Source organism: Microbacterium sp. MAH-37 (assembly GCF_009758255.1).
Taxonomy (GTDB): Bacteria; Actinomycetota; Actinomycetes; order Actinomycetales; family Microbacteriaceae; genus Microbacterium.
Genome location: NZ_WSEN01000006.1, coordinates 121,465 through 141,404 on the forward strand (window position 1 = coordinate 121,465; position 19,940 = coordinate 141,404).

Here is a 19,940-nt window from a genome sequence, read left to right on the forward strand (position 1 = left end):
TGAGGAGAGTTCGTGTTCGTCACCGGACGGTTCGCCCTGCTGGTCGGGGTCGGCGTCATCCCGATCGCGCTGCTGAGCGCGGCGGGCGCCTCGGCCTGGCTGGTGTTCGGCGCCTGGATCGCGCTGTGCGCGGTGCTGCTCGCACTGGACGTGCTGCTGGCGGCGAGTGCCCGGCGCGTCGTCGTCACCCGGCGCGTGCCGGAGCGCGCACGGATGGGCGAGCCTGTCATGGCGAGCGTAGCCCTGCAGAACACCGGCCGGCGCACCCTGCACGCCCTGGTGCGTGATGCCTGGCAGCCGACGGCCGGGGCGCCGTCCGCACGCGCACGCCTCGTCGTGCCGCCGGGCGAGCGTCGGCGCGCGGAGGTGCCGCTGCTGCCGCGACGTCGCGGCGAGCTGGTCAGCGAATTCGTCGTGGTCCGCTCGCGCGGGCCGTTCGGCCTCGGGGGACGTCAGGTGCGGCACGTCGTGCGCGGTGCCATCCGTGTGCTCCCGGCGTTCGCCTCCCGCAAGCACCTTCCCTCGCGACTCGCCCGGCTGCGCGAACTGGACGGCAACACGTCGATCCAGGTGCGCGGTCAGGGTACCGAGTTCGACTCGCTGCGCGAGTACGTGCGCGGCGACGACGTGCGCTCGATCGACTGGCGCGCCACCGCACGCGCCGGGACGACGATGCTGCGCACGTGGCGTCCGGAGCGAGACCGTCACGTGGTCATCCTGATCGACACCGGTCGCACCGCGGCCGCCCGCGTCGGCGACGGCACCCGCCTGGACGCCTCGCTCGAGGCCGCACTGCTGCTCGCCGCGCTCGCGAACCGCGCCGGCGACCACGTGCACCTGCTGATGTACGACCGGATCGCCAGGGCGCGGGTCACCGGCGTCGACGGGGCCCCGCTGCTGCCCGCCCTCAGCGACGCGATGGCCCCGGTGCACGCGCAGCTGATCGACACCGACTGGCCGAGCGCGTTCGCCGCAATCCGCTCGATGACCACGCGCCCCTCGCTGATCGTCGTGCTCACGGCACAGGATGCCGCTGAGTCGGCCCGCGGGTTCCTCGGCGCATTCCCGCAGGCGTCCCGTGCGACGACGGTCCTGGTCGGCTCGACCACGGACGACGGCATCCCGCTGCTCGCGCGGAAGCGCGACTCCCGCGCGGACGTGTATCTCGCGGCGGCCGCAGAGCGCACCATGCGCGATGCGGAGAACGTCGCGGACGCCGTCCGCCGCGCCGGCGGCGAGGCGATCGCGGCCGACCCCGAGTCGCTGCCGCCGCGGATCGCGGACCGGTACCTCGAGCTCAAGGCGGCCGGCCGGCTCTGACCACCGGCATCCGGCCCCCGGCATCCGCCATGCCTTGCAGATGGCGGACGAAACAACGGATGACGGACGACACACCGCCATTCCATCCGCCGACCGCAGATCCATCCGCCATCCGCAAACCCGCACATCGCCCCCGACCCCCGGCATCCGGATCCCCGCACCCGGCCCGCCTTGCAGATGGCGAACGAAACAACGGATGGCGGACGACACACCGCCATTCCATCCGCCGACCGCAGATCCATCCGCCATCCGCAGGTGCGAACGCGCAGAACGGCCCCGCACCGGAGGGTGCGGGGCCGTTCGCGACAGAGACTCAGACCAGGTCGAAGCGGTCCAGCTCGGTGACCTTGCCCCAGGCTGCGGCGAAGTCGCGGACGAACTTCGCGTTCGCGTCATCCGAGGCGTACACCTCGGCCAGCGCGCGCAGCTCGGAGTTCGAGCCGAACAGCAGGTCGACGCGGGTGCCGCGCCCGACCAACTCGCCCGAGCCGTCCTTGCGGCCCTCGAAGGCGTGCGAGCCCGGGTCCAGCGGCGTCCAGGTGGTGCCGAGGTCGAGCAGGTTCACGAACACGTCGTTCGACAGCACGCCGGGACGCGAGGTGAACACGCCGTACTCCGAACCGTCCCAGTTCGCACCGAGGGCGCGCAGGCCTCCGACGAGCACGGTCGTCTCAGGCGCGGTCAGCGTGAGCAGGCTGGCCCTGTCCAGCAGGTGGAACTCGGCGGGCTGCTCGGCGAGCGGACCCTGGTAGTTGCGGAAACCGTCGGCGACCGGCTCCAGGTAGCTGAACGACTCGACGTCGGTCTGCTCCTGGGTGGCGTCCGTGCGTCCGGGGTGGAACGGCACGGTGACCTCGACGCCGCCCTGGCGCGCGGCCTGCTCGACGGCCGCGTTTCCGGCGAGAACGATCAGGTCGGCCAGCGAGACCTTCTTGCCGCCGGTCTGCGCCGCGTTGAAGGATGCCTGGATGCCCTCGAGCACGCCGAGAACCTTCTGCAGGCGGGCCGGGTTGTTGGCCTCCCAGTCCTTCTGCGGGGCGAGGCGGATGCGGGCGCCGTTGACACCACCGCGCTTGTCGCTGCCGCGGAAGGTCGATGCCGCGGCCCAGGTGGTCGCGACCAGCTCGGAGACGGTCAGCTCGCTGTCGAGCACCTGCTGCTTCAGCGCCGCGGCATCCGCGTCGTCGATCAGCTCGTGGTCGACCGCCGGGACGACGTCCTGCCAGATCAGCTTCTCCTCGGGCACCTCGGCGCCGAGGTAGCGGGCCACCGGGCCCATATCGCGGTGCGTGAGCTTGAACCAGGCCCGGGCGAACGCGTCGGCGAACGCGTCGGGGTCGTCACGGAACCTCTGCGAGATCGGACCGTAGATCGGGTCGTAGCGCAGCGACAGGTCGGTCGTCAGCATGCGAGGCTCGCGACGTCCCTCGGAGTGCGCGAGCGGCACCATGTCGGCGCCGGCGCCGTTCTTCGGACGCCACTGCTGCGCACCGGCCGGGCTCTCGAACTTCTCCCACTCGTAGGCGTAGAGGATGTGGAAGAACTCGTTGTCCCAGCGGGTGGGGTGGTAGGTCCAGGTGACCTCGAGGCCGGAACCGATCTGGTCGTCGCCCTTGCCCGTGCCGAAGGAGCCCTTCCAGCCCAGGCCCTGCTGCTCGATCGGCGAGTCCTCGGGGTCGGCGCCGACGTGGGTGTCGGGGGCCGCGCCGTGCGTCTTGCCGAAGGTGTGGCCACCAGCGATCAGAGCGACGGTCTCCTCGTCGTTCATCGCCATGCGAGCGAACGTCTCGCGGATGTCGATGGCGGCGAGCAGCGGGTCGGCATTGCCGTCCGGGCCCTCGGGGTTGACGTAGATGAGACCCATCTGCGTGGCGGCGAGCGGCTTGTCCAGCTCGCGCTCACCGGTGTAGCGCTTGTTGGCGAGCCACTCGGCCTCCGGGCCCCAGAAGATCTCCTCGTCGGGCTCCCACACGTCGGCGCGGCCGCCGGCGAAGCCGAAGGTGGTGAAGCCCATCTCCTCGAGCGCGACGTTGCCGGCGAGGATCATCAGGTCGCCCCACGAGATCGACTGGCCGTACTTCTTCTTGACAGGCCAGAGCAGACGACGGGCCTTGTCGAGGTTGACGTTGTCGGGCCAGCTGTTCAGCGGGGCGAAGCGCTGCTGGCCGGTTCCGCCACCGCCGCGGCCGTCGGTCACACGGTAGGTGCCCGCGCTGTGCCACGCCATGCGGATGATGAGCGGGCCGTAGTTGCCGAAGTCCGCCGGCCACCAGTCCTGCGAGGTGGTGAGCGTCGTGGCGATGTCGGCCTTCACCGCGGCGAGGTCCAGGGCCTCGAAGGCGGCCTTGTAGTCGAAGTCGTCGCCGAGCGGGTTGCGCTTCTCGTTGTTCTTCGCCAGCACCTTGATGTTCAGCTGGTTCGGCCACCACTGGCGGTTGCCTGCGCTGCTCGCGGCTCCCTGCGGCTGGTGGATCACCGGGCAGCCGCCGGTGGCGGCCTCGGTCTGAGTCACGTCAGTCATTGCTTTCCTTCTTCGTGTGCGGTCGTGGGTGGTTCAGGCGCGGTCCGTGGCGCACTGGGAGCACAGCCCCCAGTACGTCACTTCCGCCGCGGAGATGGAGAATCCGCGATCATCCGATGGAGTGAGGCAGGGGGCGTGGCCGACAGCGCAGTCGACGTCCTCGACGGCACCACAGCCCGTGCACACCAGGTGGTGGTGGTTGTCGTCCACGCGCAGCTCGAACAGCATCGGGTGCCCGGCCGGTTCGATGCGGCGGACCAGGCCCGCCGCGGCGAAGTCGCCGAGGGCGTTGTACACGGACTGCATGCTGGTGGAGTCGACGCGCAGACGCACGCTCTCATGCACCTCGTCGGCGCTGGCATGCGGGTGATCGCGGAGTGCGTCGTACACCGCACGCCGCGAGTCGGTGATCCGCAGACCGGCGCCGCGAATGGCGATGTCGGCAGCGGTGGCGTGGGTGACGGGCATGCGCCCAGCCTAGCTGTTTTGATTGATTCAAGAAAGGGCGTCATCCGCGGGCGTGTCGCGGGGCGGCGTGTCCCGGCTGTGCATCTGCTGAGAGTGCGGAATCATGTGAAAGTCCGGCAACCGCCGTGGCTTCCACAAGGTAAGGACAGAGAAAATGACTGATTCCCCGTCCCCGGCGACTCCCACGCTCGGCGCGAAACTCGCCGCAGAGGGCTTCGGCACGTTCCTCCTGGTCTTCGGCGGCGTCGGCACCGCGCTCTTCGCCTCGAACCTGTACGTCGACCCCTCACCCAACGCCGGGGTGTACTTCCCGGTCGCGCTGGCGTTCGGTCTCACGGTCGTCGTCGGCGCCTACGCCTTCGGACCGCTCTCCGGCGGCCACTTCAACCCCGCCGTCACGCTCGGCGTCGCCGCGGCGGGCCGCATCCCGTGGCGCGACGTCGTGCCGTACATCGTCGCTCAGGTCGTCGGCGGTGCGATCGCCTCGACGCTGCTGGTACTGATCGGCATGTTCGGTCCGGACGGCTGGCTCGCCGGAGCCCAGGATGCCGGCTTCGCCAGCAACGGCTGGGGCGAGCACTCCCCCGGCGGCTTCGGCATGCTGGCCGCGATCATCATCGAGGTCATCCTGACCGGTTTCTTCCTGCTGGTGATCCTCGGCACGACTCATCCGGAGCGCGGCACGAAGTTCGCCGGGCTCGCGATCGGACTCACGCTCACGCTGATCCACCTGATCTCGATCCCGGTCGACAACACCTCGGTCAACCCGGCCCGCTCGATCGCCGCGGCGATCTACGGCGGAGTCGGCCCGCTCTCGCAGCTCTGGGTGTTCCTGGTGTTCCCGATCGTCGGTGCGCTGCTCGCAGGCTTCGCCTACAAGGCGCTGTTCGACAGCACGCAGAAGATCTGATCCGCACGGATCGTGAAGAGGGCCGGCGCAGCGCGCGCCGGCCCTCTTTCGCGTTTCGGGCGCGGTCAGCCGGCGACGAGACGGGGCGTCCCTGCCTCGTACTCCAACAGGTCGCCCGTCTCGCCGCGCCGTGCGGCGCGTCCGCCCACCACCAGCATGTAGATGAGGAAGACCGCCAGCGCCGCAGCGCCGATGCCGAGCTTGACCGGCCACGGGAGCCCCCAGCCGGTGACGAACCCCTCGACGAGTCCGGAGAGGAACAGGGCGAAGATCAGTCCGATGGCCACCGTGGCGAGCGCCCGGCCCTCGGTCGCGAGCGCTTCGGACCTCGTGCGCCGGCCAGGTGCGACCCAGGCCCAGAAGATGTGCAGCCCGGCCGCGCCCGCCACGAAGATGCAGGTCATCTCCAGCATCCCGTGCGGAAGGATGTACAGCACCATCACGTCGAGCCGGTCGTGCGCGGCCATGACGGCCGCCGCCACGCCGATGCCCATCGCGTTCTGCACCATCATGTACAGCGGCCAGATGCCGGTGATGCCGAACAGCACGCACTGCAGTGCGATCCAGGCGTTGTTGGTCCACACCATGCCGGCGAACTCCGCCGCCGGATTCTCGGTGTAGTAGCCGGTGAAGTCCTCTTCCGCATACTGCTTCAGCAGGTCGGGCGGGCCCAGCGTCGCCACGAGCGCCGGATCGGATGCCACCCATGCGGCCACCCCGGCTGCCACGAGCACGAACCCGACCGCGATGACCAGGGTGGTCCAGCGCACCCGATACAGCGCGGCGGGCAGCTGCGATCCGAAGAAGCGGCCGACCTGCGCGAGCACACCGTCGGATGCCCCGGTCAGCCGCAGTCGTGCGGCACCGAGGATCGTGGAGAGGTGGATGCTCTGCGGGGACTCCCCCACCGAGGTCTTCAGCTCGGCGAGATCGGCCGAGGCCGCGCGGTAGCGCACGATCAGCTCGTCGACTTCCGCGCCGTCGAGATGACGGGTGCGACTCAGCCTGTCGAGGGACTCCCACTCCTGGCGGCGCGCATCGGCGAGGGCATCGGCATCCACCTGATTTACTGTACTCATGTCCCTGCCGATCGACGCCTCCGAGGAGATCCTCTCGGGCGAGGCGGTCGCCATCGACGCGCAGCCGATCGGCTTCCTGCTGCGGGCCGCCGGCGCGATGATCGACATGGTGCTCGGTTTCGCGGTGTACCTGGCCTTCGTCTTCCTCAGCATCTGGCTGCTGGAGCTCGGTCTGCTCGACGAGGCCACGATGCGCATCTTCCAGGTCACCGCCATCGTGGTGAGCTTCCTGGTGCTGCCGGTGACCGTCGAGGTCGCCCTGCGCGGGCGGAGCCTGGGCAAGCTCGCCGTCGGCGGACGCATCGTGCGGGTCGACGGCGGAGCGATCGGATTCCGGCACTCGTTCATCCGAGGGCTGCTGGGCGTGCTCGAGGTCTACATGACCCTCGGCAGCGTCGCGATCATCGCCGGCGCCCTCTCGCCCCGGTCGCAGCGGCTCGGCGACCTGGTCGCCGGCACGTACAGCCAGCGGGTGCGCGTGCCCGCGCTGGTGTCCGCACCGCCGATGCTGCCGCCCGGCATGTCCGATTGGGCCCGCATCGCGGATGTCGCGAAGCTGCCGGATCGACTGGCGCGGCGCATCTCGCAGTTCCTGGCGAGCGCGGCGATGCTCAGCCACGCAGCTCGCGCCCGCCTGGCCGATGAGCTGGTCGCGGAGGCGGCCCCGTTCGTGTCGCCGATACCGCCTGTCCCGGCGGAGACCCTGCTGGTCGCGGTCACCGTGCTGCGCCGCTCGCGGGAGACCCGCGCTCTGGCGCTGGCCGATGACCGTGCCGAGCGATTGACCGGCCGGCGCGTGCGGGTCTGACCGCACACTCCGGCCGGCGCCGTCAGAACCGGATCGCGTCGATCACCTTGACTCGCAGCGCGACCAGCGCCGGGATGAAGCCGGACAGCGCGCCCACCACCACTGCGGCGACGAGCCCGGTCAGGGCAGCGCGCATCGGGAACGGCGGCACGTCCTGGAGATTCATCTGCATGACATCCGCCGCCATGATCCAGCGCAGCACGGCCACGGTGAGTGCGATGCCGATGACCCCTGCGACGGTGGTCGCCACGAGGCTCTCCAGGAAGACGGTGCTGAACACCCGGCCCGCCGTCGCGCCGAAGGCACGCCGCACGCCGATCTCGCGCACCCGCTGACGCATGGCGACGAGCTGGATGTTGATCAGTCCGAGGGCGCCGAGAGCGAGGATGAGCCCCGCGATACCGCCCATGATGAGCTCCTGCAGCCGCATGTTCTCGGCATAGCCGTTCTGGGCGGCGTAGTCGGTGCGGTCGACCATCACGACCTGGCCTTTCGGCAGCCCCGCGCGCAGATCCATCGCGAGCACCGGCCCGATGGCGCCGGCCTGCTCGTCGCCGACCCAGACGTCCCAGCGGGGCTGCGCACCCTCCGGCAGACGATCGACCCGCGCCGTGTAGGCCTCGTAGAGCAGATCCATCCGCACCTCGGTGTCGTTCGGATACTGTCCTGGACGCACGCCGACCACCTGGTACGTGCCGGCGGCATCTCCGACCAGCGAGATCGTCGGATGCTGGTCCAGCGGCACCCTGCCCAGTCGGTCCCACATCGGCTCGCTGATGATCACCGGGGGCGACAGCGCCTCCGCGTCGTCGGCGCGGAACTCCCGCCCCTCCATCAGCTGCTCGCGGTGGATGACGGTGAAGGCGGGATCGATGAGCCGCACCGGCGTCGCGCGGACGCCGTCCGGAGACTGCACCTGCACCTGGACCCCTTCGACGGCGCGCGCCACGTGCGAGAAGTCGTAGCGTTCGGCCACGCGGTCGAACCGGGCCTGGAACGCCGCTGCGTCGACCGGAGCGCCGCTCTCGTCCATCGGCGTGACCGCGATGGTCGCCGCCCGGCCGCCATAGCGATCGGACTGCTCGATCTGGCTCTGCATCGAGTATTCCGAGAAGGCGATCACGGCGGTCAGCGCTGCCACGGAGACGGCGATGCCGATCAGGCTGAGCAGCACGCGCATCTTGTGCACGCGGATCTCGGCCCAGGCGTCGGCCAGGGCGCCGAGCACGCCCGTCATCGGGCGGCCTCCGCCGCTTCGACGGATGCCGCGTCGACGGATGCCGCGTCGACGGATGCCTCGCCCGACTCCTCGACAAGCACGGGCCCTTCATCCAACGGCGCTTCGTCCACAGGCTCCTCGGCCACCGCGGCCTGCAGCGTCGACGCCTCGAACGCGCGCTGCAGGTCGGCCTCGGCCAGCACACCGGCATCCAGCCGGTAGTGCCGCCGCGCCCGCGCGGCGACGTGCAGGTCGTGCGTGATCGTCACCAGCGCGGCATCCGTCTCGGTGGCGACCTCGTCGAGCAGCGCCATCACCGTCGCGCCGGTGTCGATGTCGAGGGCGCCGGTGGGCTCGTCGGCCAGGATCAGCAGGGGGCGGCGCACCAGCGCCCTGGCGATCGCGACACGCTGCTGCTCGCCGCCGGAGAGGCGGTCGGCCACCTGGTCGACGCGGTGCCCGAGCCCGACGCGCTCCAGCATGTCGGCGGCGATGCGGCGACGGTTCCAGAACATCCGTCCGCGGGCGTGGCCCAGCGGCATCATGACGTTGTCGAGCGCGGTGCGCCCCGGCAGCAGATTGAACTGCTGGAACACGAAGCCCACGTTCGCGCCGCGCAGCCGGTCGAGTCTTCCTGGCCGCATCCTGCGCACCTCGCGCCCCTCGAAGGAGACCGAGCCGGAGGTGGGCATGTCCAGCATCCCGAGGATGTTCAGCAGTGTGGACTTGCCCGAGCCGGAGCGCCCCACGATCGAGACGTGATCGCCCGCGCCGACCTCGAGGCTCACGCTGCGCAGGATCTGCAGCAGGGAGTCGTCGGGAAGCCGCACACTCTTGGCGACGTCGTGCAGTGCGACCAGGCTCACCAGCTCGTCCCCGACTCGCAGTACTGCACGCCCGTGCCGTCGTCCCAGCAGTTCTCCTCGACCGGTGCGGCGAATCCGGGCACGTACTGCCGGACCTGATCGCCCTCGGCCAGCCCCTCGACGACCTCGACCTGCTCGCCGTCGTTCACGCCGAGCTTCACGGTGCGCTCCTCAGGCTCGGTGCCGTCGCCGGCGTCGAGCCAGACCACGCCGTCGCCGGCGCCGCCCTTGACCGCCGTCACCGGGATCACGAGGGCGTCGTCCACCTTGCCGAGGGCGAGGTCGAGCTTCGCGGGGAGTCCGGCGAACACGGTCTGCCCTGATGGCACCGCGCAGCGCACGCTCGCCGTGCCGTCCTCCGCCACCTGCACGCCGACCCCCGTGCACACGAACGGCGCCGGTCCGTCGGTGATCGTCACCTGCCCCTCTGCGGGAGCGTTCACCAGCCGGTACAGCTGCGCGGGCTGGACGGTCGCGAGCACGTGGTACCGGCTGGGCGTGAGGGTGAGGATCTCCCCACCGACGCTCGTCGCCTGTCCCTTCACGACGCCGATCTCGGAGACCTCGCCGGCCTCGGGGGCGACGATGTCGACCTTCTTCGCCGGTTCGGTCTGCTTCACGGTGAACAGGACCTGGCCCTTCTGCACCGTTGCGCCGTCGGCCACGCGCACGTCGGTGACGACACCGTCCACCTCGCTGCGCACCGGATAGGAGTCGTCCCTCGCGATGTTCCCGTCCAGGGTGAGCGCGTTCGTCAGCGAACCGCGTTCGACGGCGACGACCGGGTCGGCGATGCTCGCCTGCGGCTCGGCCGCAGCGACCGGCTGGCCGTCCGGGAAGAAGGCCAGCTTCACCAGTGCTGCTGCGGCTGCGCCGAGCACGATCACCAGGATGACGGGGAGAACCACACGACGCCAGACGAGCACGGCTGCCCTTTCCGGAGGCGCCGCCCTGGCGCATCCGGCATCAGCCTAGCGAATAGTGTTTTCCGGGTATGTAAGGGTTTCCCCTGATTCTTCCCGAGGTGTCGTCAAGCGCGCAGCGCCTCGTGTCGCACGACCAGCCATCCGGAGGGCACGGACAGCCGGTCCGCGTGCTGCACGCACAGGTCGTGTGCATGCGGGTGCCCTGCGGGACCCAGCGGTCCGAGCGCGGCCATCTGGTCGCCGTAGTCGTACGTCAGGGTAGCGACCGCTTCACGCGCGCAGCCCACCTTCGAGCACAGTCGTCCGTCCATCCCCCACAGGCTACGCGCGCACGGCGCGCACCCGCGGATGCCGCGCGGAGAGCCCCGGATGCCGCCCGGATAGACTCTCCCCATGCCCCGCCGTCGCTCATCGCACGCCCCTGCCGCTCGTGGCGCCAGGCACGGCAGGCACGGGCGGCTCGGACGCAGCGAAGTCGTGCGCCCGCCGCTGCCGCCTCTGGACGGCCGCATCGACCGTTTCGACCTCACCGTCGGCACCGCGGTGGAGTTCCTCCGCGGCACCTGGCCGGAACTGCGCGATGTCAGGTTCGAGATCGCCGCAATGCCGCTGCACGATCGTCCCGACCGCGTTCCCCGCTGGCGCATCGACCACCAGCAGCAGAGGATCTCGCTGTATCGCGTGCCCATCGAGCGGCTGCTTCCCAAGGGCCACGACGACGCCTACCACCGGCGCTACGCCATCGAGAGCGCTGTGTTCCACGCCGCGGCGGAGTACATCGGCCGCGAGCCCTGGGAACTCGGCCCCGAGAGCTGAGCAGACGCGTCAGGGGTAGACGGTGATCGCAGGCTGCCGCTGGGCATCCGGCGAGAGCGGCCACCCCGCGATGCCGACGGACTCGCCCTCGCTCGGGGGTGCGGTCGGCGGCGCATCCGGTCCAGCCCCGACATCCGGAGTGGTGTCTGGAGCGGTTCCCCCGGCGGCTTCCTCGAGCATCGTGATCGACGCGTGCACCGGGCCATCCGGCGAGAGGACCGGCGTCGAGCCGCCCCACAGCCGCACCGAGACGGACTCCCCCGGCGGCACCGCGACGGTGCTCTCATCGTCACCGTCACGGATCATCACCGAGACCTGGGCGTCGCCGGGGTTGACGAGGTGCAGCAGCGGCGAGGGGCCTCGAGGCACAGCGAACATCAGGTCGGAGGAGATCTCCGGCGCCGGGGTCATCCACGCGAAGTCGGCGCTGCGGCCCGCGGCGATCGACTGACGCACCGCGGCGACCAGGGGCTGATCCGCCGTGATCTCGACGTCGTACGTGCCCACCGGCATCTCACCGAGCGAGAGTTCGCTCGGCACACCCCCGAGCAGGTTCATGCGGTACTCGGTGGACTCGTCGGTGTTCTCGCGGCGGACGGTGATCACCGCCTCGCCGTCAGCGGACGGTGACAGCATCCGCAGCACGGTTCCCGCGTCGCCGTCGCCTGCGAGCGCGGTCACCTGCACGCCGGTGAGGACGAGGGAGCGCTGCGCATCCGCCATGCCGTCCTGCACGTCGCTGCCGATGGGCTGCAGCACCTGCGTGAACGATGACTGCAGGCTGGCGCGCACCGGCGCCCCCTCCGCAGCGGCCTGCACGACCGGGGTCGCCTCCCCGGGCGCGATGGACGAGAGCGGCACGGCGACCTGGGTCATCGCCGGCACGACCTGACTGCTGGTCGCCGTCTGCACGCCGTACACGGTGAGCGTCACCGTCGAGGGGACCTCGGAGGCGTTCGACAGCACGATCACGTCGGCGGCGCCGGTGGACGCGTCCCCACCGACCAGCCAGGTCCGCATCTGCGGGGCTCTGCAGGCCGAGGCCGACAGCCCGACGAGATCGTCCGTCCTCAGCGTGAGCGACTCGGCGCCGGCGATGAGCGGCGCCTCTCGATCCTGCACCGCGCCGGTCAGGCTGCGCGCGCCGGAGCCGCCCGCGAGATCCGGCATCGCCAGCGCGGCCGATGCCGGGTCGCCCTCGGAGCCGCCGATGACCGTGCGCGGCTCGCCTGCGGAGATCATGAGCTCGGCCTGTGTCGTGTCGCGCCCGAGTGCGCGGAAGGATCCGTTGCACACCAGCACACTGTCGCCGGGCACAGGCGTGATGCTGACCTTCGCCGGCTGATGCTCGACGCCGGGCCAGGGAGCCGCGATGCCGGCGATCACGCCCAGGACGCACCCGGCCGCGACGATCGTCCCGGTGAGGACGCGGGCGCTCGTCGCCGCCACGCGCAGCGCACGGTTCGCGGTCATGAACGGTCCTCCTCGTCATCGGATGCCGGCGATGCCGTCGCTCCGTGCTCCTCCGCCGATGCAGTCTCTTCGGCCGGTGTCTCGGCGGCGGCCGAAGCGGGCACGACCACCCCGGTCCCCTCGCCGGCGATGCTCGCCAGCTCCCGCGCCTCGGCATCGGCCTGGGCGAGGGCGTCGCGACGGCGTGAGATCACCGCCGGCTCCTCGGGAGCCCGCCCCACGATCCGGGACTGCGCGCGAGCGGCGCGGCGGGAGGCACGGGTCGGGATGGACAGCAGAAGCGCGGCGATCACAGCGATCAGCTGCAGCAGCACCACCAGGCGCGACGCGGCCTGCTGCCCGTCGTCGAGTCCCGGACGGGCAGCGATGGAACCCTCGATGCGCCAGAGCACCCCGCGTGCCGTGCTGCCGGCCTTGACGAAACCGGTGCGCTGCTCGATCGACGTCTGGGCGGCGTTGTGCAGGGCCTCGCCCTTGTCCGAGCCGCCGGGCGCCAGAAGCACGAAGGAGATGCCCCGGTCGGCGAGCGACTTCGCCGCGTCGTAGTCGCGGGCCGAGAGCAGGTCGACCGCGAGCAAGCTGAGACCGTCATCGCGTGGTTCCGTCGCCGTCGAGAGCAGCGTGGTCTGCGCGCCCAGCGTGCGCCCCGGGCCCCAGACCACGTCGGTCGCCAGGGCGCCGTCGTCGCGCGGCGTCAGCACGAGGGTTCCGGCCTCGAGGTCGGCTTCGGCTGCCACCAGCGCCGGCAGTGTCTGCGCGGCAGCGGCACTCATCACGGCGCGCTCCTGATGCTCCGCCGTCAGCGCGGGCAGCGCGCACACCGCGAGTGCGAGGCCCGCCAGCGTCGCCGCGACCGAGCGCACCCAGGTCAGCGTCAGGGCGGTGTCGAGAGCGACCAGCGCCGCGCCGACGAGACCGATCCAGGCGAGGCTCAGGCCCGACCCGGGCCAGATCGCCGCGCTGTCGCCGTGGAAGAAGCTCACCACGACACCGGCCGCGAGGAACGACGTGCCGATTCCGGTCACGGTGACCGCGAGTAGGACGATCCCGGCACGCCAGCGCGGGGCGACGGATGCGATCAGCGCCAGCACCGCGAGCGGCGCGAGCAGCAGCGGCACCAGCGCCAGAGGCGCACCCGTCACGGACGCCCAGCCGGCGAGATCCAGCGACGGGAATCCCGTCGCCAGCACGGCTCGTCCGGCAGCATCCGCCGTGGCCTGCGGCCCTTCCGGCCAGATCGAGCCGGGGTCGGCGAGCAGGGCGACGGCGGAGCCGTGCCGCAACTGAGCCCAGACGAGGGGTGCGAACATCGCGACCGCGGGGATCATCGTCCAGATCAGGCGCGCAGCGCCGTGGATCCGGCCGCGGACGAGGATGAGGATCAGGGCGACGGCCCACAGCGCCACGACGGCGGGGGCGATCGACGGCGCGCAGGCCAGGGATGCGGCGATCAGCAGCGAGGCCGCACCCGCCGCGCCCCAGGAGCGATGCGCGACGACAGCCGCATGCACGGCCCAGGGCAGGAGCAGATGCAGGATGACGGCGGCAGGGCGTCCCTGCACGAGCGCCGTCAGGAAGGTCGGCGCGAGTGCCCAGGCGACGCCGCCCAGGATCCGGAGGCCGGACCGGTCCGTGACGCGCGTGGCAGCGAACCATCCGCCCAGCACGGCCAGCGGCAGTGCGAGCAGCCAGAGCAGCACCATCGCACGCGACGGCCACCCGGGCCAGAGCGATCCGAGCACGGCGATCACGCCCGCGAAGGGATCTGCGGGGCCGACCGTGTGCGGCCCAAGACCGCGCAGGCCCCACGCGGCATCCGCCCAGAGAGCCGACACGGTCTCGTGCAGCGGCAGCAGCGCGCCGCCGCCCATGCCCGGCCATGCCAGCAGAGTCGTGAAGCTCGCGATACTCACGACCAGCGCGGCGAGCACCGCCCAGGCGCCGCCTCCTGAGAAGAAGCGCAGCTCGCTGACTGCCCCGCCCTCACTGCCGTAGCCGTCGTCGAGACTCCGATGCAGTTCTGCCCGCGTGATGCGCAGCGGAGCGATGGCCGCCCAGCTCGCACTGCGCGTCGCGGCGATCGCCGCGCGTGATCGCGCGACGGCACCGAAGCGGAGCATCTCGGTGAACGCGGCTGCCCACTCCGGAGCCACCGACGAGGGCCGCTTGCCGATCAGGTGCCCCGCGGAGCGCCACAGTGCGAGCGGGAGGAGCGTGAGCCAGTGCAGTGGCACGACCGCCAGCGGCGCATAGCTGAGACGGCGGTGCAGCTGGGCGAGGCGCGTGGCCCACGCACGCTGCGACTCGCGCTGCGGGAGGGCGGCCGGTCCGTCCTGGCGGACCGACACCTGTGCGGGCGGCACGAGCACGACCCTGCCGCCGGCGAGGCGGGCACGGACGCCCAGGTCGAGTCCCTCGTCGGCACCGGCCAGTGCAGGATCGGGACGCAGCGACGGGGCGACCTCCGCCCGGATGAGCATTCCGCGGATGTCCGCGCTGAGAGCGTCGTCGGCACCGTCGTGCTGTCCCTGGTCCAGCTCGCCGGCGGCGAGTTCGACGGTCCGGCCGAGCGAGGTCATGCTCACGCCGAGCGAGACGATCTCGCGACGGCCCTCGTCGGTGAGCTTGGGAGCGGCGATCGCCGCAGAAGGCGAGCGCTCCAGCGCCCCTGCGAGGAGTTCGAGCGCATCGGGCTCGGGGACGGTGTCCTGCGCGAGAAGCCACACCGCCCGTCCCTCCGGGACGCGCGGGTACGCGGCCTGCAGCGCGTCGGCGTAGGAGAGCCCTGCGCGGGTCTCGACGACGCCCTCGACGATCGAGGGGAAACCGTCGCCGCGGATGGCGGCGATGCTACCCGTCACGACGATCGTGACCGCCTCGGGCACGAGGGTCTGGGTGCGCACCGCGTCGAGGGTGCGGGTCAGCTGGGTGCGCGCGGACTCACCGGAGCGCGTGACGACAAGGGCGTGAACTCGGGCTGGCATGACCTGGCCAGCCTAGGCAGACCGGAGTCCGTGCGCGGTGAGCCCACCCGGCGCGCCCCGAGAAGCGGGGTCGCAGGGAGCGGGCTCAGCCGGCGCGACGCTTGAGCTTGCGCCGTTCGCGCTCGGACAGACCGCCCCAGATACCGAAGCGCTCGTCATTGTTCAGCGCGTACTCCAGGCATTCGCCGCGCACATCGCAGGAACTGCAGATGCGCTTGGCGTCGCGAGTGGAGCCGCCCTTCTCGGGGAAGAACGCCTCGGGATCGACCTGCGCGCAGAGCGCGTCGGCCTGCCATGCGAGTGCGTTGTCATGCTCTTCCGGTTGCCTGACCCCCGGAACGCCGAGATCGACCGGATCGACGTACCAGTTGTCGGGAACGTCCGAACGGTAACCCGTCATCTCGATCTCCCAACCCTTTGCTTTGCCCCCCTCGGGCCGTGCACTAGTAATTACACCCGTGTCATTCGGTCGGGTCAAGTCGCGGATCGTAAACCCTCAACTCGCTCTTTAAGGTTCATTGACGATCGTTCGGCGTGTCGCACGGGCGTGTCGCGTCGCCGTTCGCGGTCTCAGTCCGTCGCGCCGGGCTCGGCCACGAACGCCTCGCCGCTGCCGCTGAGCACCAGCCGGCGCTCCTCCGCCGAGGCGAAGACCGCGGTGCCCACCGGCACCGTGACCGCCTCGCCGTCGGCGCCGCGCACGAGGATATCGCCGGCGGTCGCGAGCACCATCGCCGATCCCCGCACCTCGACGGGGACCTCGACGCCCTCCAGTTCCACCCGGCGCAGCGCGAAGTCCGGGACCGGGACCTCATAGGTCGTGACAGGGCCCTCCTCGGGGCGGAGCACGGGGACATCACCGGGAGTGGTGTCCAGGATCGAGAGCAGCTCCGCCACGTCGATGTGCTTGGGCGTGAGGCCGCCGCGCAGCACGTTGTCGCTCGCGGCCATGATCTCCACGCCGAGCCCCGAGACGTACGCGTGCAGCAGGCCCGCGCGGAGGAACACGCCCTCGCCGCGCGAGAGCACCACCACGTTCATGAGCAGGGCGACGACCACGCCGGGATCTCCCGGATAGCGCTCAGCGACGGAGCGCACGACGCGCAGCTCGGTGGCGAACTCCTCGGACTCGGCAGCGGCGAGCGCGGCGATCACGTCGTCGACCTCGGTCTGCGCATCGCCGGACAGCAGCCAGCCGATCGTGTCGCGCAGCACGTCGCCGTCACCCGACAGCCGCGCGCGGAGCGTCTGCACGCCCGCCGCGTCGTCGAGCGCCGCGAGCAGGCGCAGCGTGGCATCCGCCGGCCGCAGGCCCGCGAGCGCCTCGAACCGCTCGCTCAGCACGGCGATGAGTTCCGGCTTGTGGTTGTCGTCTCGGTAGTTGCGCTGCGGGTCGTCGGCGGACAGCCCCGCTTCGAGGGCGAAGCCGGCCCTCGCCTGCTCCTTGGTGGGGTGCACCTGGATGGACAGCGGGTCGGCGGCGGCGAGGAGCTTGAGCAGATAGGGCAGCGATCCTCCGGTCACGGCGTCCAGCGTGCGTCCGTCCGCGAGGTCCGCGGGGTCTCCGGGGTGGTCTCCGAACCACACCTCGGCCTCGGGGCCGGCCGCGGGCGCCTGCCCTTCGAGCTCGGCCAGCAGCGAGGTGGATCCCCAGGCGTAGTCACGCGGCACGTTCGTCAGTCGCATCAGCATGATCACCAGGGTAGGACGATGTCGGGCGGATGCCGCGCCGAACCGCTTCCACAGGGGTTCCCGGGCCTCTGCGCGGTAGCCTGAAACGCGATGGCCCAGTTGAGCAAGCACCCCGCCTCCCCCGCGCCGACGGCTCCCGAGCGGGAGACCACCGGTCACCTCATGCTGCGCGGGTACATCGTCCTCACGCTCTTCGCGACCCTCGCGCACACCGCGGTGTTCAATCTGCTCGGGTCGACAGGCGCCGTCGTGGCGATGGCGGTGCTCACCGCCGGGATCCTGGGCATCTGGATCCCGGCGATCGTGCACCAGCGCCCGACGAGGTTTCCGTGGCGGCGGCTCCCCTGGGTCGCGCTGGGGTACGGCGGGTTCGCGCTGCTCTCCGTCATCTGGTCGGAGTGGCCGAGCGCCACGCTGATGACCTGGGCGCTGTGGGCCGCTGTCACCGTGAACGCCCTGTTCACCGCGACGATGCTCACCTGGCAGGAACTGGTGCGCGCGCTGTCCAGTGCGCTGAAGTGGATCCTCGGACTCTCGCTGGCGATCGAGCTGTGGGTGGCTCTCGTGCTGCGGCATCCGATCCTGCCGAACTTCGCGGACGTCCCCGAGGGGAAGATCGACCCGCACATCTACTGGGTGCGCGGCAACCTCTTCAACGACGGACGCATCCAGGGCATCGTCGGCAATGCGCACACGCTCTCGATCATGTGTCTGCTCGCGCTGATGGTCTTCGGCGTGCTGTACGCGGCCGGGGTGCGACGACGCGGTGCACTCATCGGGTGGGCGGTCGTGGCCCTGATCCTGCTCTACAAGGCCGCGTCGGCGACGAGCGTGCTCTGCGGCGTCGCGGCGGGCGTGGTGCTGGTGATCGCCCTGTTGATGCGCAGCGCACGGCGCCCCTCGCAGCGCACGGCGATCTACGCGGGCTCGGCTCTCGTCGTCGTGGTCGGCGTCGCCGGCGGCCTCGTGCTGCGCGACCAGGTGCTGGCCGCGTTCGGCAAGGACTCCGACATGACCGGGCGGTTCGAGATCTGGGCGAAGGTGTGGGAGCGCGCGATCACGCATCCGGTGATCGGGAACGGCTACTCCTCCCCCTGGGTCCCCTGGGATCCGGGTTTCTCGGGCTGGATCGTCGACCACAAGCTCACCGTCTTCCACGCGCATAACATGTGGCTGGACGTGTTCTTCCAGCTCGGCATCGTCGGGGTGCTGCTGATGGCCACCGCCTGGGCGGCGCTCGCCTGGCGCGCCTGGTTCTTCGCGGTGGATCGTCCGCGTTGGGACCTCGACGCGAGGCGCCCGTACTCGCCGTTGTCGCTGCTGCCCACGATGGTCGTCGCCGCGCTGCTGGTGGAGGGGCTGGCGGAATCCGCGCCGATCATGCTGTGGGGCTGGATGCTGCTCGTGATGTTCTCGTTCAAGATCAAGTCCGTGCCCCTCGTCGGCGTCGGGCTCGACGAACGGTCCTCCGTGCTCGCGCACGGTGAGCAGGCACGACAGGTGCCATGACAGATCTCCGGCATCCGTTGCGCCTGCTCGCCTCGGCCGAGTTCGCGAGGGCGTACACGATCGCGGTGCTCATCGCCGTGTTCGGCTCGTTCGCGATCGAACGGCTCTCGTCCCCGCTGACGCTCGCCACGGTCATCGTCTCGCTGGCGGTGGTCGGCGTCGCCGTGCTGTTCGCCCGCCGAGACGAGCTGAGCCTGCTGCGCCTGGCGCCGACGTCTCTGCTGGGCTTCCTGGCGCTGGCCCTCCTCAGCGTGGTGTGGAGCACCGACCGCTCCGACACACTGGCCGGCTGGGCGTCGCTGCTGGGCTACGCGGTCCTCGCCATCGCCGTGGGGCACGTGCGGGACACCCTGCAGACCGTTCGCGCCATCGGCGACACGCTGCGCTGGCTGCTCGTCGTCTCGCTGTCGCTCGAGGTGCTCTCCGGCATCCTGCTCGACGTGCCGTTCGAGCGTCTGGGCATCGAGGGCGCCCTCGCCTCCGGCGGGCCGATCCAGGGCATCTTCGGCACGCGCAACATGCTCGGGTTCGTCGCGGTGATCGCGCTCATCACCTTCGTGATCGAGTGGCGCACGAGGTCGGTCTCGACGCCCGTCGCCGTGGGGTCCGTGGCGCTGGGCGCGTTCCTCGCGCTGCTCTCGGCCTCGCCGACCGTCGTCGTCCTCGCCGCGGGCGTCGGCGTCGCCAGCCTCGCGCTGATGATCGTCCGGCATACCCCGGCTGCACGGCGGAACATGGCGCAGTGGGCGCTGGGCGGAGTCGTGATCGTCGGGCTGGTCGCCGCCTTCCTGCGCCGGCATCAGATCATCCAGCTCCTGGACGCCGGGTCGGACTTCTCGATGCGCGCGGACCTGTGGAACACCATCCTGGACTTCGTGCCGGACAGCTCGATCCTCGGTTACGGCTGGGTCGGCGCATGGCGCGAGACTGAGTTCCCGTACATCTACATCAACATCCTGCTCGACCAGCACCACCAGAGCGCCCTGAACGCGTACTTCGACGTGCTGCTGCAGCTGGGCTGGGTGGGCCTGCTGCTGTTCGTCGTGCTCGGCGGCGTCGCGATCGTCCGCTCCTGGCTGGTGGCCAGCGTGCGGCGGTCCGTCGTGTACGCGTGGACGCCGCTGGTGCTGGTGACGCTCGCGATCGACTCGATGTTCGAGAGCTTCACGCTGGTCGGCGCCGGATGGTTCATGCTCGTACTGTGCGCCCTGCGCGCCGGGCAGTCGCGGTCGTGGCGCGAGAACATCGACGCCGCGCACACCGGGACGATGCCGACGCTGCCGGTGCGGTGAGCGGGTCTGACGTCCTGTCGCCCGGCGTTCACAGGGCACGCCCGGTAGGCTTGTCCC

The 19,940-nt window shown here is 71.0% G+C and carries 17 protein-coding genes; 6 read left to right on the forward strand and 11 right to left on the reverse strand.

Annotated features, from left to right (window positions below; all coding sequences use genetic code 11):
* Positions 1–12 precede the first annotated feature (12 nt).
* Positions 13–1,320, forward strand: a complete 1,308-nt coding sequence (locus GON06_RS06440) for a DUF58 domain-containing protein (protein WP_332837219.1) — start codon at positions 13–15, stop codon at positions 1,318–1,320.
* 313 nt (positions 1,321–1,633) lie between these two features.
* On the opposite strand, the gene katG is transcribed toward GON06_RS06440, so the two are convergent.
* Together katG and GON06_RS06450 are read right to left on the reverse strand one after the other, a co-directional pair.
* Complete coding sequence (gene katG, locus GON06_RS06445) at positions 1,634–3,841, reverse strand: catalase/peroxidase HPI (protein WP_157311489.1); 2,208 nt, start codon at positions 3,839–3,841, stop codon at positions 1,634–1,636.
* A 33-nt stretch (positions 3,842–3,874) separates the two neighbouring features.
* The gene (locus GON06_RS06450; protein WP_157311490.1) at positions 3,875–4,309 is read right to left on the reverse strand and encodes a Fur family transcriptional regulator; all 435 of its coding nucleotides are present in this window, start codon (positions 4,307–4,309) and stop codon (positions 3,875–3,877) included.
* Between the two features lie 154 nt (positions 4,310–4,463).
* On the opposite strand from GON06_RS06450, the gene aqpZ reads away from it, so the two are divergent.
* Complete coding sequence (gene aqpZ, locus GON06_RS06455; protein ID WP_157311491.1) at positions 4,464–5,219, forward strand: aquaporin Z; 756 nt, start codon at positions 4,464–4,466, stop codon at positions 5,217–5,219.
* Between the two features lie 65 nt (positions 5,220–5,284).
* On the opposite strand, the gene GON06_RS06460 is transcribed toward aqpZ, so the two are convergent.
* Positions 5,285–6,280, reverse strand: coding sequence for a stage II sporulation protein M (locus GON06_RS06460; protein ID WP_332837220.1), 996 nt, complete (start codon positions 6,278–6,280; stop codon positions 5,285–5,287).
* Positions 6,281–6,296: 16 nt separating this feature from the next.
* Here GON06_RS06460 and GON06_RS06465 point away from each other — a divergent pair, with 16 nt between their 5' ends.
* The gene (locus GON06_RS06465; RefSeq protein WP_157311493.1) at positions 6,297–7,106 is read left to right on the forward strand and encodes an RDD family protein; all 810 of its coding nucleotides are present in this window, start codon (positions 6,297–6,299) and stop codon (positions 7,104–7,106) included.
* A gap of 22 nt (positions 7,107–7,128) precedes the next feature.
* On the opposite strand, the gene GON06_RS06470 is transcribed toward GON06_RS06465, so the two are convergent.
* The 4 genes from GON06_RS06470 to GON06_RS06485 all read right to left on the reverse strand — a co-directional run bounded on the left by GON06_RS06470 (position 7,129) and on the right by GON06_RS06485 (position 10,428).
* Entirely contained in the window at positions 7,129–8,343 is a 1,215-nt protein-coding gene (locus GON06_RS06470; RefSeq protein WP_157311494.1) for an ABC transporter permease, read from the reverse strand.
* Positions 8,340–9,191 (reverse strand): ABC transporter ATP-binding protein, encoded by an 852-nt coding sequence (locus GON06_RS06475; protein WP_332837221.1) that lies wholly within the window; start codon positions 9,189–9,191, stop codon positions 8,340–8,342. The genes GON06_RS06470 and GON06_RS06475 overlap by 4 nt, the downstream gene beginning before the upstream one ends.
* Positions 9,188–10,099, reverse strand: a complete 912-nt coding sequence (locus tag GON06_RS06480) for an efflux RND transporter periplasmic adaptor subunit (RefSeq protein ID WP_332837222.1) — start codon at positions 10,097–10,099, stop codon at positions 9,188–9,190. The genes GON06_RS06475 and GON06_RS06480 overlap by 4 nt, the downstream gene beginning before the upstream one ends.
* Before the next feature lie 122 nt (positions 10,100–10,221).
* Positions 10,222–10,428, reverse strand: a complete 207-nt coding sequence (locus GON06_RS06485; RefSeq protein ID WP_157311495.1) for a DUF3499 family protein — start codon at positions 10,426–10,428, stop codon at positions 10,222–10,224.
* An 82-nt stretch (positions 10,429–10,510) separates the two neighbouring features.
* On the opposite strand from GON06_RS06485, the gene GON06_RS06490 reads away from it, so the two are divergent.
* Entirely contained in the window at positions 10,511–10,933 is a 423-nt protein-coding gene (locus GON06_RS06490) for a hypothetical protein (RefSeq protein WP_232528274.1), read from the forward strand.
* Between the two features lie 9 nt (positions 10,934–10,942).
* Here the strand turns inward: GON06_RS06490 and GON06_RS06495 are convergent, their stop codons facing one another.
* The 4 genes from GON06_RS06495 to manA all read right to left on the reverse strand — a co-directional run bounded on the left by GON06_RS06495 (position 10,943) and on the right by manA (position 17,082).
* On the reverse strand, positions 10,943–12,406 hold the full coding sequence (locus GON06_RS06495; RefSeq protein ID WP_157311496.1) for a DUF5719 family protein: 1,464 nt from the start codon (positions 12,404–12,406) through the stop codon (positions 10,943–10,945).
* On the reverse strand, positions 12,403–15,390 hold the full coding sequence (locus GON06_RS06500) for a glycosyltransferase (protein WP_157311497.1): 2,988 nt from the start codon (positions 15,388–15,390) through the stop codon (positions 12,403–12,405). Before GON06_RS06500 ends, GON06_RS06495 begins: the two co-directional genes overlap by 4 nt.
* Positions 15,391–15,475: 85 nt before the next feature.
* Positions 15,476–15,790, reverse strand: coding sequence for a WhiB family transcriptional regulator (locus tag GON06_RS06505; RefSeq protein WP_157311498.1), 315 nt, complete (start codon positions 15,788–15,790; stop codon positions 15,476–15,478).
* A gap of 170 nt (positions 15,791–15,960) precedes the next feature.
* A complete protein-coding gene (gene manA, locus GON06_RS06510; RefSeq protein ID WP_157311499.1) occupies positions 15,961–17,082 on the reverse strand; it encodes a mannose-6-phosphate isomerase, class I in 1,122 nt (373 codons plus the stop codon).
* Positions 17,083–17,172: 90 nt separating this feature from the next.
* Between manA and GON06_RS06515 the strand changes: the two genes are divergently transcribed.
* Entirely contained in the window at positions 17,173–18,591 is a 1,419-nt protein-coding gene (locus GON06_RS06515) for an O-antigen ligase family protein (RefSeq protein WP_157311500.1), read from the forward strand.
* Complete coding sequence (locus GON06_RS06520; protein WP_157311501.1) at positions 18,588–19,883, forward strand: O-antigen ligase family protein; 1,296 nt, start codon at positions 18,588–18,590, stop codon at positions 19,881–19,883. The genes GON06_RS06515 and GON06_RS06520 overlap by 4 nt, the downstream gene beginning before the upstream one ends.
* The last annotated feature ends 57 nt before the right edge of the window (positions 19,884–19,940 follow it).

Bases quoted from the DNA above. Each gene is read 5' to 3' on its own strand.
- katG (WP_157311489.1), bottom strand. From the start codon at position 3,841: ATGACTGACGTGACTCAGACCGAGGCCGCCACCGGCGGCTGCCCGGTG.
- GON06_RS06520 (WP_157311501.1), top strand. From the start codon at position 18,588: ATGACAGATCTCCGGCATCCGTTGCGCCTGCTCGCCTCGGCCGAGTTC.
- GON06_RS06515 (WP_157311500.1), top strand. From the start codon at position 17,173: ATGGCCCAGTTGAGCAAGCACCCCGCCTCCCCCGCGCCGACGGCTCCC.
- GON06_RS06500 (WP_157311497.1), bottom strand. From the start codon at position 15,390: ATGCCAGCCCGAGTTCACGCCCTTGTCGTCACGCGCTCCGGTGAGTCC.
- GON06_RS06495 (WP_157311496.1), bottom strand. From the start codon at position 12,406: ATGACCGCGAACCGTGCGCTGCGCGTGGCGGCGACGAGCGCCCGCGTC.
- GON06_RS06450 (WP_157311490.1), bottom strand. From the start codon at position 4,309: ATGCCCGTCACCCACGCCACCGCTGCCGACATCGCCATTCGCGGCGCC.
- GON06_RS06465 (WP_157311493.1), top strand. From the start codon at position 6,297: ATGTCCCTGCCGATCGACGCCTCCGAGGAGATCCTCTCGGGCGAGGCG.
- GON06_RS06470 (WP_157311494.1), bottom strand. From the start codon at position 8,343: ATGACGGGCGTGCTCGGCGCCCTGGCCGACGCCTGGGCCGAGATCCGC.
- GON06_RS06505 (WP_157311498.1), bottom strand. From the start codon at position 15,790: ATGACGGGTTACCGTTCGGACGTTCCCGACAACTGGTACGTCGATCCG.
- GON06_RS06490 (WP_232528274.1), top strand. From the start codon at position 10,511: ATGCCCCGCCGTCGCTCATCGCACGCCCCTGCCGCTCGTGGCGCCAGG.
- aqpZ (WP_157311491.1), top strand. From the start codon at position 4,464: ATGACTGATTCCCCGTCCCCGGCGACTCCCACGCTCGGCGCGAAACTC.
- GON06_RS06485 (WP_157311495.1), bottom strand. From the start codon at position 10,428: ATGGACGGACGACTGTGCTCGAAGGTGGGCTGCGCGCGTGAAGCGGTC.
- manA (WP_157311499.1), bottom strand. From the start codon at position 17,082: ATGCTGATGCGACTGACGAACGTGCCGCGTGACTACGCCTGGGGATCC.